8 protein-coding genes are annotated in these 14,487 nt (G+C 61.9%); 6 read left to right on the top strand and 2 right to left on the bottom strand.

The annotated features are described in order from the left end of the window. Positions 1 to 28: 28 nt before the first annotated feature. Entirely contained in the window at positions 29 to 6,007 is a 5,979-nt protein-coding gene (locus tag KB449_RS17925; RefSeq protein WP_282909669.1) for an S-layer homology domain-containing protein, read from the top strand. A 651-nt stretch (positions 6,008 to 6,658) separates the two neighbouring features. Here the strand turns inward: KB449_RS17925 and KB449_RS17920 are convergent. Then, complete coding sequence (locus tag KB449_RS17920; protein WP_282909668.1) at positions 6,659 to 7,714, bottom strand: anthranilate phosphoribosyltransferase; 1,056 nt, start codon at positions 7,712 to 7,714, stop codon at positions 6,659 to 6,661. After that, positions 7,711 to 8,334: an ANTAR domain-containing response regulator gene (locus KB449_RS17915; protein WP_282909667.1), complete on the bottom strand. Its 624-nt coding sequence runs from the start codon at positions 8,332 to 8,334 to the stop codon at positions 7,711 to 7,713. The genes KB449_RS17920 and KB449_RS17915 overlap by 4 nt, the downstream gene beginning before the upstream one ends. A gap of 307 nt (positions 8,335 to 8,641) precedes the next feature. On the opposite strand from KB449_RS17915, the gene nirB reads away from it, so the two are divergent. From nirB to KB449_RS17890, 5 genes are all read left to right on the top strand, one after another. Next, positions 8,642 to 11,074 (top strand): nitrite reductase large subunit NirB, encoded by a 2,433-nt coding sequence (gene nirB, locus KB449_RS17910; RefSeq protein ID WP_282909666.1) that lies wholly within the window; start codon positions 8,642 to 8,644, stop codon positions 11,072 to 11,074. An 18-nt stretch (positions 11,075 to 11,092) separates the two neighbouring features. Beyond that, positions 11,093 to 11,401: a nitrite reductase small subunit NirD gene (gene nirD, locus KB449_RS17905; RefSeq protein WP_282909665.1), complete on the top strand. Its 309-nt coding sequence runs from the start codon at positions 11,093 to 11,095 to the stop codon at positions 11,399 to 11,401. A 28-nt stretch (positions 11,402 to 11,429) separates the two neighbouring features. After that, entirely contained in the window at positions 11,430 to 12,281 is an 852-nt protein-coding gene (locus KB449_RS17900; RefSeq protein ID WP_282909664.1) for a formate/nitrite transporter family protein, read from the top strand. Beyond that, positions 12,278 to 13,045, top strand: coding sequence for a uroporphyrinogen-III C-methyltransferase (gene cobA / locus KB449_RS17895; protein ID WP_282909663.1), 768 nt, complete (start codon positions 12,278 to 12,280; stop codon positions 13,043 to 13,045). The genes KB449_RS17900 and cobA overlap by 4 nt, the downstream gene beginning before the upstream one ends. A 198-nt stretch (positions 13,046 to 13,243) precedes the next feature. After that, complete coding sequence (locus KB449_RS17890; RefSeq protein ID WP_282909662.1) at positions 13,244 to 14,467, top strand: enolase C-terminal domain-like protein; 1,224 nt, start codon at positions 13,244 to 13,246, stop codon at positions 14,465 to 14,467. Positions 14,468 to 14,487 lie beyond the last annotated feature (20 nt).

The following is a 14,487-nucleotide window of genomic DNA, read 5'->3' as shown; positions in this document are numbered from 1 at the left end:
TGTGTGGCGCGCGTGGATATCAGGGTTAATGGCCGTCTTGCTGCTGCTCGGCAGTTGGCCGGGAGATGCGCCTGGCGGAAGGCTCGGAAGGGCAAACGCGGCGGAAAATCCGACTGTAAATGAAAGCGTTAGCATCGCGCTTGGCGCTTCGCCGGCCGAGCAAGGGATTGCTGCGAGGCCGGGAGACGGAGAACCGGACGGACTCGTCGCGGGAGAACTGGACGGCCGTACGTATTGGCAGACCAACCGTTCCGCGGACGACGAGAGCAAGCGGATATTATATTTTTACATGAACGTGGACGACGGCTATTCCGCGAATATGGCGGCATACGACGTCGAAGTGACGGTCGATTATTACGATGCGGGGAGCGGCAAGCTCGTGCTGCAGTATGACGCACAGGGAGACGGCAACGGCTTCAAGGACGCGCCGTTGTTCAGCTATGGCGATACGGGCGCATGGAAGACGCATACGTACAAGCTGACCGATGCTAACTTCGCCAACCGGACGGGCGGCTCGGATTTCCGTATCGGCATCGAAGGCGGCGGCGCGAGCTGGCAGACCAATGCGGAGCTGAAGCTGGCGCGAGTCGTCGTGACCAAGACGCTGAAGGCGGCCGCGGCGGACGAGGCGAGCATCGCGCTCGGCGAGACGGCGGTCGAGCACGGCATCGTCGGACGGGGCGGGGACAACGAATCCGGTCTCGTGAAGGGCGCGCTGGACGGCAAGGGCTATTGGAAAACGAATCGCGGCGCGCCGGGCGACCGCACGCTTTATTTGTACATGAATGTGGACGACGCCTATTTGTACGACAATGCGGACAAGGACGTCTATGTAACCGTGGAGTACCTGGACCAGGGCAGCGGCAGCTTCGTGCTGCAGTACGACGCGCTGTCGGCGGCATTTAAAGACTCGCCGCTGTTCACGTACGGCAACAGCGGGCAATGGAAGACGAAGACGTTTAAGCTGATCGACGCCAGATTCGCCAACCGGACGAACGGCTCCGACTTCCGCATCGGCATCAGCGGCGGCGGCAATCCGGACAACAATCCGGACCTGACCGTGGCGCGCGTGTCGGTCAAAAAGGTCGCGCGGACGTCGACGGCGACGCAGACGAAGGTGTACGATACGCAATTCGCGACGGATGACGTCGTCATCGCGGACTTCAGCGTGCGCGACTTCGGCGCGAAGGCCGACGGCGAGAGCGACGATACCGCCGCGTTTCAGGCGGCGCTCGATGCTTCCGGCGGCAACGGGGGCGGCGTCGTGTTCGCGCCTGCGGGCACGTACCGGCTGAACGGCCATCTGAACGTGCCGACCGGCGTGACGCTTCGCGGCGACTGGATCAGCCCGGACGAGGCGGGCGGGCAGGTGTTGGGCACGGTGCTGGCGTCGTACGGCGGACGGGGGCAGGCGGACGGCGAGAGCTTTATCCAGCTGCAGCCGGTGAGCGGCGTCACGAATCTGTCGGTGTGGTATCCCGAGCAGACGCTCTCGGATCCGGCGGCGTATCCGTGGACGTTCGAGCAGCTGCCGGGCGACAGCGCGACGATGGAGAACATCACGCTGGTCAACAGCTATGGCGGCATCAAGATCGGACCGGAATGGAACGAGCTGCACTACGTGAAAAATTTGTACGGCACCGTGCTTCATAGCGGTATCTTCCTCGACTTCACGACCGATATCGGCCGGCTCGAGGGCATCCGGCTCGCGCCGTCCTACTGGGCGACGTCCGGGCTGGCCGGCGCGCCGGACGCGGGACAGCTGCGCGCCTACACGACGACGCATGCCGAAGGCATCGTGATGGGCCGTTCCGACTGGGAGTACATGTCGGATATTCATTTGTCGGGCTTCGACAACGGCATGCGCGTGACGACGCGCACGGGCTCCGCCGAGACGGCGAACGCGCAGCTGTACGACGTTCATGTGAGCGACAGCCGGATCGGGCTGAAGATCGAAGGCGTCAACGATTACGGCCTGCTGGTGACGCGCAGCAGCTTCGCGGCGGGCGTCGGCGAATCGCCGGCAGCGATCTACGCGACAGCGGGCTTCCACTCGATCGCGCAGTTCCAGGACGTGCAAGTCGACGGCAGCGGCGGCCGCGCGGTCGTCAGCGAAGGCAGCGGCGTGCTGTCGTTCGAAAATGCGGCGTTCGCGGGCTGGGACGACGCGAACGGCCGTTATGCGATCGAGCTGGGCGGCGGATCGCTCATCCTCGGGCAGTCGAGCTTCGCCAAGGCCGCGAAGCAGGTGAAGCTGACCGGCGCGGCGCAAGCGCTGAACGCGGTGAACGCGGGCCTGGACGGCAGCCTGCAGGTGACGGATGAGAGCCAGGCGGCGGAGGTTAACGTCACGCAGAACGCCGGTTATGCGCTGGAACGGCTGCCGAGCCAGATCGCGACGGATGCGGCGGTACGGCCTAAACCGGCAAGCCGGCAGCTGTTCGACGCGACCGCGGCGCCGTATAATGCGGACCGGGGCGGCGTCGTAGACGCGTCGGTCGCCATTCAACAGGCGCTGGACGCGGCCGAAGAAGCAGGGGGCGGCACCGTGTATTTGCCGGCCGGCATTTACCGCGTCGATTCGCCGCTCACTGTGCCTTCGGGCGTCGAGCTTCGCGGCTCCTGGGACGTGCCGCATCATACGATCGGCGGCGGCACCGTGCTGTTCACCCGATATGGTCAAGGCGCGCCGGAAGGCGCCACCGCGCTGATCACGCTGGCGGCTTCGGCAGGCGTGCGCGGGTTGTCCGTCTACTATGACGAGCAGAATTGGAACAACGCCAAGCCTTACGCCTGGACGATTCGCGGCGAAGGACACGGCGTGTATGCGATTGATACGACCTTGATCAATTCCTATCAAGGCATCGACTTCGGCACGTACGATACGAGCGGCCATTATATCGATTATGTGGCGGGCTCTCCGCTCATGGAAGGCATCTATCTCGGCGGAGGCGCCGAGGGCGGCGTCATGCGCAACGTACAGTTCAACCCGCATTATTACGGACGCAACAACTATCCGAACCATCCGTCCACGGATGCGGACTTCGATAAGGTGTGGAGCTACCAAAAAGAGCATCTGGACGCGTTCCGCATCGGGCATGTCGACGGGGAAACGATTTTTAACACATTCGTCTACGGCTCGCAGTACGGCATCCACTTCGCCGCGGAGAACGGCGAGGGTCCGGTTGCGACCGTACTCGGGCATGGCACCGACGGCAGCAAAAAGGGCGTGTATCTGGAGGGCGCGGGAGAGAAGGGACTGACCTTCGTCAACACGGAGCTGGTGTCGATGAGCTCCACGGACAAAGTATACATCACCCTTGAGGACGGCTTTGACGCTGAAGCGCGGTTTTTCAACACCTCGATGTGGGGCGATACGTCGCGCTCGGTCGATATCCGTTCGGGACGTCTGCGAATGCAGCAGAGCAATTTTACGACGGTCGGGGAAAAGGGAATCAACGCGCTCGGAGGAGACGTGGCGCTGTACGACTCTTACTTTCAACAGCCGCGAACGACGCATGTGTACGCGGGACCCGACATTGAGCGGATGACCCTTACGAACAACCTTTTCAAGGGCGGCCTCCAGCTCGTGAACGAAGCGGGCGTCAAGGTCGGCGGCTCCAACCTCGTGCCGGTCGCGCTGCGGCTTGAGAAAACGGCGCTCGATCCGGCGCACATGGAGCGGTCGAACGCGCGGCTCGTGCTGTCCAACGCGACCGACGCGGCGGCGCTGTCCGGCAAGATCGAGCTTGTCCAGCCATCGGCGTACGCGGGATTGCTGAAGCCGATTCGATTTGCGGACATCGCCTACGGGGAAAGCGTCGAGATCGACCTGCCGTACCTGGCGGGCGCCTCGCTGAAGTTCAAGGTGACGCTCGACGACGGCCGGACGTATCTGTCCTCGGTAAAGCTCGGACAGACGTTCGCCGGACCTTTCGCTGCGCAGGGATCGGATGCGCCTCGGATCGATCTGTCCGCGCAGGACGAATACGCCGGGGGCGGACGGTCGGGCACGGCCGATCTGAGCGCGGATGCGGGCGTCGCCTGGGATAACGACAAGCTGTATTTCGACATCGATGTCCGCGACGACGTCCACAACCAGTCCTACGGCGGCGTCGATATCTGGCAGGGCGACAGCATCCAGCTCGGTATCGACCTGAATCGCGACGCGGGCGCGGGGAGCAAGCAAGTGAGCGAGCTCGGTTTTGCCTTGCGCGACGACGGCAGCGTCGTCAAGTGGCGCTGGAAGGCACCGGAAGGCTTGCAGACCGGCGCGCTCGGCGCGGGCGTCGAGGCGACGGTGACGCGCGATGAGGGAGCGGGCGTGACGCATTATGCGATCGCGATTCCGCTGGAACAGCTGCACGGCGCTGGCTACGATTTCGATCCGCGGAGTGCGCTCGGGTTTACGCTGCTCATGAACGAGAACGATGGCAGCGGACGCGAAGGCTACATGGAATATAATCAAGGCATCGGCGCAAGCAAGGACTTCACGCTGTTCGGCGACCTGTATTTGCTGGATGGCAGCTTCCTGGATTGGTCGATGGCCTCTGCGCAGGCGGCCGTCGCTGCAGCGAAGCTGGAAAAGAGCGATACGTCGATCGATGCGGCGCGCAATTTTGTCGTATTGCTGCCCGAGGGTGCGGATCGGACGGCGCTTGCGGCTGAGCTGGATGCGCTGGAGGAGGAAGGCGGGGAACCGACAACGTCGCCAACGCCGACACCAACACCGACACCAACGCCTCCGCCGGTGCAGAACGGGCCGACGCCTACGCCAACGTCGGCAGCCGGGACGGTCACGCTTACGCCCGCTGCTTCGGTTGATGCGGCAAGCGGTCTCGTGCGGGCAACGGTCGGAAAAGGCGAGCTTGACCAAGCATACGCCAAAGATGGCGTTAAGCTGGTTAAGATCGTATTGTCCAGTGCGGCTGGGGCGACCGGATACGCGGTCGAGCTGCCCTCGAGCGCGCTTGCCGATGGCGGAGCCGAACGCCGGTTGGAGCTGTCCACGCCGCTCGGTACCGTTGCGGTGACCGGGGATATGCTGACGGAAGCCGGGTTGGCAAGTGTCGTGGGAGGAAAGATAACGTTGGTCGTACGGGCAGCGGATCGAAAGTCATGGAGCGAAGAGCTGGGGATGCTGCTCGGCGATCGTCCTGCGGTCGATGTATCGTTGATGTCTGGCGGCGTGCCGATCGCCTGGCGCAATGGCGACTCGTCCGCGATAATCTCCATTCCTTACTCGCCTGCCGCGAACGAAGCGGGCCATCCGGAAAAGCTGACGATTCGCTACATCGACGAGCATGGAGGAGCGCACCCGGTCGTCAGCGGTCATTATGATGCGGCGCGGGGCGTCGTAACCTTCAGGACGACGCATTTCAGCCAGTACGCGGTTGCGTATGTCGACCGAAGCTTCGTCGATCTTGGCAAGGCCGAATGGGCACGCGAAGCCGTTGAGGCGCTGGCAGCCCGAGGCATCGTGGAAGGTCGCGCCGACGGCAACTATGCTCCCGGCGAGCAGGTTAGCCGTGCCGACTTCCTGCTGCTGCTCGTGCGGATGCTCGAGCTGAATGCGAAGTCGGGCGACGCGGACGCGGGCTTCGCGGACGTGCCGCCCAGTCGGAAAGATGGTACCGCCGAGTTTGCGGACGTGGCTGCTGGCGCGTACTTTGCCGACGCCGTTCGCGTCGGCGTGGCGCTAGGCATCGCCGGCGGCTCCGGGGACGGCCGGTTCCTGCCGCTCGATGCGGTCAGCCGTCAGGAGGCGGCGGCGATGGTCGCACGCGCACTCCGCAGCGCAGGCGCGGGGCTGCCTGAGGGCGGCGCCGCGGCGCTCGCAGCGTTCGCCGACGAATCCGATGCGGCTGCGTATGCGAGGCCGGATCTGGCCTCGCTCGTCGGCGCCGGCCTGATGCAGGGCGCCGGCGGCAAGCTGCGCCCGCAGGGCCAACTGACCCGCGCGGAGGCGGCCGTGCTGTTGTACCGCGTCTACGAGCGCGGACAATAAAAAAAGGATGGTGCATCGCCTGTCGTAGAGCAGGCGATGCACCAAATCCCGCCCGCACCGGGCCAATCGCCTCTCATATAACAGGCGATGCCCCGAATCCCGTGCGCAGCGGACCAATCGCCTCTCATATAGCAGGCGATGCGCCGAATCCCGCGCACGCCGGGGCAATCGCCTCTCATATAGCAGGCGTTGCGTCGAATCCCGCGCAAGCCGGGGCAATCGCCTGTCGTAGCCGAATCCGCGGCGGTTCGTTGCAAACTAAGCGCGCGTACGGAAGTGGCGCTTCTCGGATGTGTCCCGGCCAAAAAAACTGCATTTGCTTGTACATTAATTTTCTGTCGAACGGCGACTTTGAACGAAATAAATGCAAATATGCAGGTAAAATCAAACAAATTACCTGTAATACAGATAATTCAGTAAAAAGCCTGCATATTCGCATCTATATCTATCTAAACGTTAGCCATGGCTGGAAATAGATGTACTTTTGCAGGAATTTTATTGCAATCAAGCCGTAACGTGTGTGCCGCATAGACCAACAATCGAGCCCGCTCTCGCATGCGCCATCATCCGATAAAGTTTCAAAGACCCTCCAAACCCAAAGAGACCGTCAGGGCGATTTTCCCTGACGGTTTTACTTTGTCGTTACATGACTCACCGCGAAGCCGCCGCGGGCACGGTGCTCATCGGCTCAAGCAGTGCCGTCCGCCAGCTCAGGTACGCCGCGTGCGCTTCGCCGCTGTCGAGCAGCGCCTTGCAGGCGTACAGCCCTTGCTCGACCGACTCCGCTTTGCCGGCAAGATGCAGCCGCACGGCCCCGTTGAACAGCACCTGGTTCGTGTACGCCAGATCGGCTTCCCCGCGCAGCGCCGCCTCCGCGACCGCCAACTGATCGGCGGGCGTCCATGTCCGTTCCGGCGGCTCCGCCTCGATGCCGTACGTCTCGGGATCGAAGATCTGCAGCCTGAACTCGCCGTTTTCCACCAGATAGGCCCGCGTCGGACGGTTGATGTGCAGATCCTCGGAGCCCTCCGCGCCCTGCACGATGAGCGCCTGCTCGTAGCCCAGCTTGATGAATAGTCTGGCGAGCCTGTCGAACACGGTATTATGGTAAACGCCGAACACGATGCGCGGCGAAGACGCAAGGTCGAGCAGCTTTTCCGCGCTGTTCAGCACCGTGCGCATGCCGAGCTCCTCGCGAATCTGGCGCAGCCGGCCAAGCGGCGGACACCAAAGCTCGGTCGACGCGAAAAACACGCCGGACCGTTCGAATGCAAGCAGCGTCCGCTCGGGCGTCAAGTCGGCGGCCGTAATGCCGACGCACAGGGCGATGTCCTGCAGCGTAATGCCCCATTTGGGCGGGAGCGAGGCGGTGCCGTGCAGCGCGTTTGGCAGACCGGCCGCGGCGAGCAGAAAGGCTGTCGGAAACGTCGCGTAAAAGGATGTTTTGCGCCCGTCGTAAGGCCCCGCGCAATCCAATCCGATACCGAGTCCCTCGGCGCGGCGCGCATATTTTCGCGATACCCGAACGAACGCCTCGAGCTCGTCGACGCTTTCCATTTTAATGCGCTCCGCGATAAAAAAGGCGCCGGTCTGAGCGGGCGTCGCTTCCTGCGTCAGGATCGCTTCTGCCGCCAGAACGGCTTCGTCGTAGGTAAGATCGCGGGCGCCGCGTTTTCCGCGTGCGACTTCCTTGAGCAGCTGGATCATCGCTTCGACCTCCCTTGTTTTTGCTCTTGCAGCAGATTGTAGACATTAACGATGGAGGTGGCGACGTCGACCAGCCGCTTGCGTTCGTTCATCGCTTGCTTGCGCAGTATGTCGTACGCCTCGGTCTCCGTAATGTTTTTCACTTCGCAGAGGATGCCTTTGGCCATGTCGATCCACTTGCGTTCTTCGATCTTGGCGAGCAGCTGCCTGCGCTCGAGATGCCATTGCTGGCGCTCGAAGCACTGCTTGGCTCCGAACTGCAGCGTCCAATGAATCTCCGTCTGCAGCATCGATGCGCTAAGTACGCCGTCGGCCATCACGCCGTCCTCGCAGGCTTCGACGGATAGTGTCGCGGTCGCTTCGCTGCACCACCACAAAATCGGCACGACTTTCCACTCGAGGACGCTGCGGCTCCACGCCTCGATTTGCGGAATGGGCAGATCGAGGATCAAGGCGTCGGCTTCCGCGATTCGCTGGCGCGCCTGTTCTTCCCCCCGCGCCGTCGCTACGGTATAACCGGCCGCGCGCATGACGGCTTCCGGGAGCTGCTGCCTCGAAGCTACTGATTCGAGCCGCTCGGCGGCAGACGGATGGTTATGAACAACGAGCAATGAACGCATCGACGCCCTCCTCACCTATCGCTTCGCCATTCCGAATGAAGGCGACACTTTTTCTCCGTTACTTTTTATAACACAAAAGAAAGCGGAGTGTCGAGGGAAAAGATAGTGCCCTTTTTTATGTTAACTATATTGACATGTGTGTTATTTCGTAATATATTCGGGTTAATCACTTGCGAATACAATGGCGTATTCGGATAAAGCGGCAATGGAGCCTGCTTTCGTGCCACGGGAGATTTTTGTGTCCCCGTGCCGCGAGGCAGGCTTTTTGAGTTCCTAACGATATATCCGAAACGGGGGAGACGCGAACATGGCGGACAAAAAGAAACTGGTGATGATCGGCAATGGAATGGCGGGCGTGCGGGCGTTGGAGCATCTGCTGAAGCTGGCCCCTGAACTGTACGAGATCACGATATTCGGCGCCGAGCCTTATCCTAACTATAATCGCATCATGCTGTCGTCCGTGCTGGCCGGGGGCACGGAGCTCAAGGATATCGTCATTAACGACTGGAACTGGTATGCCGAAAATCGCATCGCGCTCCATGCCGGTCACACGGTGACGCGCATCGATACGGACGCGCGCAAGGTATATTCGGATCAAGGCGTCGAAGCGGATTACGACAAGCTCATCCTGGCAACGGGATCGCGGCCGTTCATGCTGCCGCTGCCGGGCGCGGACAAAGAAGGCGTCATCGGCTTCCGCGACATCGCGGACTGCGAGACGATGTTCGAGGCGTCGCGGTCGTACAAGAACGCCGTCGTCATCGGCGGGGGCTTGCTCGGCCTGGAAGCGGCACGCGGACTGCTGAACCTTGGAATGGACGTGTCGGTCGTTCACATCAGCCCGAATCTGATGAATCGGCAGTTGGACGAACCGGCATCGAAAATGCTGCAAAAGGAACTTGAAGCGCAAGGCATGAGGTTTTTGCTTCGCAAGCAATCCGAGCTGATCTACGGCAAAAAACGCGTGAAGGGACTTCGCTTCACGGACGGGAGCGAGGTCGAGGCGGATCTGATCGTCATGGCCGTCGGCATCAAGCCGAATGTGTCGCTGGCGAAGTCCGCCGGCCTTGCGGTGGGTCGCGGCATCGTCGTAGACGATTATATGGAAACGAACGTGCCGAACGTTTACGCTGTCGGGGAATGCGCGGAGCACAGAGGCATCGCCTACGGTCTCGTCGCGCCATTGTACGATCAGGGCGCGGTGCTGGCGAAGCGGCTGGCGGGCGTAGACACGGCCGGGTACGAAGGATCGATGACCTCCACCAAGCTCAAGGTATCGGGCGTCGACGTATTCTCCGCCGGCCAATACGAAGAGACGCCGGGCACGCGCGCGCTGCGCTACCAGGATGAGCTGGACGGCATCTACAAAAAGCTCGTGATCGAAAACGACAGGCTCGTCGGCGCCGTGCTGTTCGGCGACACGTCGGATGGCGCATCCTTGTTCTCGATCATGAAAAAAGGCGAGTCGATCAAGGGCAAGGAGAAGGAGCTGCTGCTGGGCTTCGCTCCGGGCGGCCAGGCGGCTTCTCCTGCGAGCCGGCTCGAGAACATGGCCGACGATGAGATCGTCTGCGGCTGCAACGGCGTCTCCAAGGGCGCGATCAAGGACGCGATCGAGACGAAGGGCTGCTCCACGGTCGGCGAGATCAAAGCCTGCAACAAGGCGACCGGTTCCTGCGGCGGCTGCAAGCCGCTCGTCGAAGGCTTGCTTGGCCTCTACGCAGGTGAGCGTGCCGGCGAAGCGGTCAAAGAAGGCATCTGCGGCTGTACGTCCCTGGACAGGGACGAGATCGTCGCGGGGCTCAAGCGTCTCATGCCGGCCACGGTCAAGGAAGCGATGCTCGCGCTCGACTGGAAGCAGCCGGAAGGCTGCACCAAGTGCCGGCCGTCCCTGAACTACTATATGGGCATGCTGTGGCCCGAGCGCTACAAGGACGAGAAGGAATCCCGTTTCGCCAACGAACGTTATCACGCCAACATTCAGAAGGATGGCACCTATTCGGTCGTGCCGCGGATTTATGGCGGCGTCACCACGCCGTCGGAGCTGAAAAAAATTGCGGAGGTCGCCGAAAAGTACGACGTCCCCCTGGTCAAGTTCACGGGCGGACAGCGTCTCGATCTATTTGGCGTCAAAAAAGAAGACCTGCCGGGCATGTGGGAGGACCTCGATATGCCGTCTGGCCACGCTTACGGGAAAATGCTGCGCACCGTTAAGACTTGCGTCGGCAATACGTTTTGCCGGTTCGGCACGCAGGACGCGATCGGAATGGGCATCCGGCTCGAAAAGGAGTTCGAGCGGATGAACGCGCCGGCCAAGGTTAAGTTCGCGGTATCCGGTTGCCCTCGCAACTGCGCCGAGGCGACGATCAAGGATTACGGCATCGTCGCGATCGACGGCGGCTGGGAGCTGCACGTAGGCGGCAACGGCGGCGTACACGTCCGGGCGACCGACCTGCTGTGCGTCGTGAAGACGGAGGACGAGGTCGTCGAGTGGGGCGGCGCGTTCCTTCAATATTATAGAGAGAATGCGACTTGGGGCGAGCGGACTTCGGTATGGGTGGAACGCGTCGGTCTGGAAGCCATCAAGGCCGTGCTGGACGATCCGGCCGAGCGCAAAGCGCTGCATGGTCGGATCAAGACCTCGCTCAGCTACATCAACGATCCTTGGAAAGAAATCATCGCGGACAAAGAGCTGCGCAAAAACTTCGAAGCGCTCGCGGTGCCCGCGCCGCTGAACTAAGGATTGGAGGCGGAGAACATGACAAAAATGCTGGTCGCTCACGTTGCCGATATCGATGCCAAAGGGTCGCGCACTTACCGTCATCAAGAACTTGAGATCGCCATCTTCAAATTGTCCGACGGGCAGATCCGCGCCGTCGAGAACCGCTGTCCGCACAAGGGCGGCAAGCTGTCGGAGGGGATGGTGTGCGGCACGGCTATTCACTGTCCGCTTCACGACTGGAAGATCGATCTGAAAACGGGAAAGGTGTATGAGCCCGACGACGGGTGCGTGACTTCCTACGAGACCGAAGTAGATGCCGCAGGCTCGATCTATATCACCATTTAGACCATTTACGCAGCAAGGAGATGAGCGCATGGATTTCGTTGCACCGAAAGAGGTATTGAAGGCGATGATCGAGGGCGGCGCCGCCAAGGCGGAGATGAGCGCCTCGCAGATGCTGGTTCGGGGCTTCCTGGGCGGGGCGATTCTCGCCTTCGCCACGACGCTGGCGTTCACGGCCGTCGCCCAGACGAAGATCGGGATGGCGGGCGCCGTCATTTTTCCGGTAGGCTTCGTTATGATCGTGCTGCTGGGCCTCGAGCTCGTGACCGGCAGCTTCGCGCTCATTCCCTTAAGCGTGCTGCAAAAGAAAACGACAGTAGGCCGGATGTTCAAAAATTACGTCTGGGTCATCGCCGGCCACTTGATCGGGTGTCTCGTATACGCCGTTCTTTACGATCTGACGGCGACCAAGATGGGTTCCGATATGGCGAGTCCGCTGGCACAGACATTGATTGCGACGGCCGAAGCGAAGACGATCGCTTACAAGCACATGGGCGCGGACGGCATGATCCTCGTCGTCATCAAGGCGATCCTGTGCAACTGGATGGTAACGCTGGGCGTCGTCATGGCGATGACTTCGACTTCTACCGTCGGCAAGATCGCCGCCATGTGGCTGCCGATTCTCACTTTTTTCGGTCAAGGGTTCGAGCACGCGGTCGTCAACATGTTCGTTATCCCGGCGGGCATGCTGCTCGGCGCGGACGTCGGCTTCGGGGATTGGTGGCTGTGGAACCAGATTCCCGTGCTGGTCGGCAACTTCGTCGGCGGAGCGTTGTTCACGGGCATTCTTTTCTACCTGTCGCAAAAAGGAATCGGACTGCGCGCCGGGACGCTGTCCGCGCTTGATTCGCCCAAGACGCTGCACGCGGAGCGGCGCGCATGAGGCCCGCGCCGGTCTACCTCGTCGGTGCCGGTCCGGGAGACCCGGAGCTCATTACGATGAAGGCGATCCGTCGCATCCGGGAAGCGGACGTCCTCCTTTACGACCGCCTGGTCAACGAAGAGCTGCTGGCTTATGCCAAGCCTGGCGCCACGCTCGTCTACTGCGGCAAGAGCCCCGGACAGCATACGATGTCCCAGCGGCAGATCGAAGCGCTTCTGATCGAGCATGCGCTCGGCGGCCGGACGGTGGTTCGGCTCAAGGGCGGCGATCCGCTCGTGTTCGGCAGAGGCGGGGAAGAGGCGCTCGCGCTCGCGGAGCGCGGCATTCCCTGCGAGATCGTTCCCGGCGTGACGTCGGCGATCGGCGCTGCGGCCGCAAGCCGGATCCCGCTCACGCATCGCGATCTGGCCGCTTCGTTCGCCGTCGTCACGGGCAATCGATGCCGCGAGGATGCGGCGCCGATCCGTTGGGACCTGCTGGCGCATGGCGTCGATACGCTTGTCGTCTACATGGGCATCGGACGGCTGGACGAGATTCGGACGGAGCTGCTTCGTCACGGCAAGCCGCCTGCTACGCCGGTCGCGTTGATCGAACGCGGCACAACCGACAGGCAGCGCGTCGTGACTGGCGCGCTCGATCGCATTCACAAGCTCGCCGAAGCGATGAAAATCGGCAATCCCGCACTGATCGTCATCGGCGAAGTCGTGCTGGTGCGGGAGCAGCTCCTGCTGCTGGAGGCGCAGGCGAGACTTGCGATCGGTTAAGGAACGGCAATCTTATAATAGTAGAAATAAGATAAGGAAACGAGGCGTCCGAAGCGCTTCGTTTTTTTTTGCGCTTGCGGCCCTTTTCAATCGGATAAGATCGCCGAGTTAAGTTTGTCATCGTCTCATTAAGCGCGGCGTACATGTGAAGTAGAATGAGGCTTACATAGGGCTAACCTGAAGGAGGCGAACGGACAAGTGGCGAAAATTACCGGGGTTACGTGCATCAGGACGAGGAAAAACGGGACCTGGACGATCGTAAAGGTGACGACGGACCAGGACGGCTTGTACGGCTTGGGATCGGCGACCGATCTCTTCAATCCGGAAGCTGTCGTGCAGATCGTCGAGCAGCTGCTGGGGCCGCTCTTGATCGGCCGCGAAGCGGCCAATATCGAAGACCTGTGGCAGCTCATGCACCATAGCGGCTACTGGCGAAGCGGCGCGCTGCTGAACACCGCGATCGGCGGCATTGACATGGCACTTTGGGATATTAAGGGCAAGGAAGCCGGGCTGCCCGTGTATCAGCTGCTCGGCGGGGCAGCCCGATCTGCCGTCGCCTGCTACGGTCACGCGGGAGGCGAGGATATCGCGGAGCTCAAGGAGGACGTCGCCCGCTTTATCGAAGAAGGCTACACGGTGCTGCGCGTACAGATGGGCGGCTACGGCGGAGGCGGCTTCATCGGGGCGGATCGCGCCAATGTTCCCCGAGGGGCCGATACCGGCGGCCACGTATTCGACGAGCACCTGTACGTGAACGCTATTCCCGCCATGTTCGAGTCGCTCAGGGTGGCGTTCGGGGACGATATCCAGTTTACGCACGACGTGCATGAGCATTTGTCTCCGATTCAGGCGGTTCGTCTGGCGCGACGGCTCGAGCCGTACGGCCTGTTTTTCCTTGAGGACGTTCTGCCGCCTGATCAGATCGGGTGGTACCGGCAGCTCCGGCAGCAAAGTGCGACCCCGCAGGCCGTAGGCGAGCTGTTCGCGAACCCGCAGGAATGGGTGCCGCTCATCTCGGAGCGTCTGATCGACTTCATCCGCGTCCGCGTCTCCAAGGCCGGCGGCATCAGCGCCTGCCGCAAGATCGCGGCGCTGGCCGAAGCGTTCGGCGTGCGCACCGCCTGGCAGGAGGGCGGGGAGAACGATCCCGTCAACCAGGCGGCTGCCGTGCATCTGGACATGGCGATCTGGAACTTCGGCATTCAGGAGGTCAATCACTTCAGGCCGGAGGAGCTGGCCGCTTTTCCAGGGCATATCGAACGAGTGGGCGGCTATCTATACCCGTCGTCCAAGCCGGGACTCGGGATCGACATCGACGAGACGCTGGCCGCAGCGCTGACGGGCGAAGGTTGGTCGCGCCACAGCTATCATTCGCCTTACCGGCTGGACCGCAAAGCCGACGGCACGATCGTCCGTCCTTGACATGAGAGATGAGAGATGAG

It is taken from the genome of Cohnella hashimotonis (genome assembly GCF_030014955.1).
Classification (GTDB): Bacteria; Bacillota; Bacilli; order Paenibacillales; family Paenibacillaceae; genus Cohnella; species Cohnella hashimotonis.
The sequence above is the reverse complement of the archived record's forward strand: the minus strand, read 5'-3'. Positions and strand labels throughout refer to the sequence as shown.

What these genes read in the sequence shown, in the direction of transcription:
- KB449_RS17925 (WP_282909669.1), top strand. Translation starts at nt 29, where the DNA reads ATGGCCGTCTTGCTGCTGCTCGGCAGTTGGCCGGGAGATGCGCCTGGC.
- KB449_RS17920 (WP_282909668.1), bottom strand. Translation starts at nt 7,714, where the DNA reads ATGATCCAGCTGCTCAAGGAAGTCGCACGCGGAAAACGCGGCGCCCGC.
- KB449_RS17915 (WP_282909667.1), bottom strand. Translation starts at nt 8,334, where the DNA reads ATGCGTTCATTGCTCGTTGTTCATAACCATCCGTCTGCCGCCGAGCGG.
- nirB (WP_282909666.1), top strand. Translation starts at nt 8,642, where the DNA reads ATGGCGGACAAAAAGAAACTGGTGATGATCGGCAATGGAATGGCGGGC.
- nirD (WP_282909665.1), top strand. Translation starts at nt 11,093, where the DNA reads ATGACAAAAATGCTGGTCGCTCACGTTGCCGATATCGATGCCAAAGGG.
- KB449_RS17900 (WP_282909664.1), top strand. Translation starts at nt 11,430, where the DNA reads ATGGATTTCGTTGCACCGAAAGAGGTATTGAAGGCGATGATCGAGGGC.
- cobA (WP_282909663.1), top strand. Translation starts at nt 12,278, where the DNA reads ATGAGGCCCGCGCCGGTCTACCTCGTCGGTGCCGGTCCGGGAGACCCG.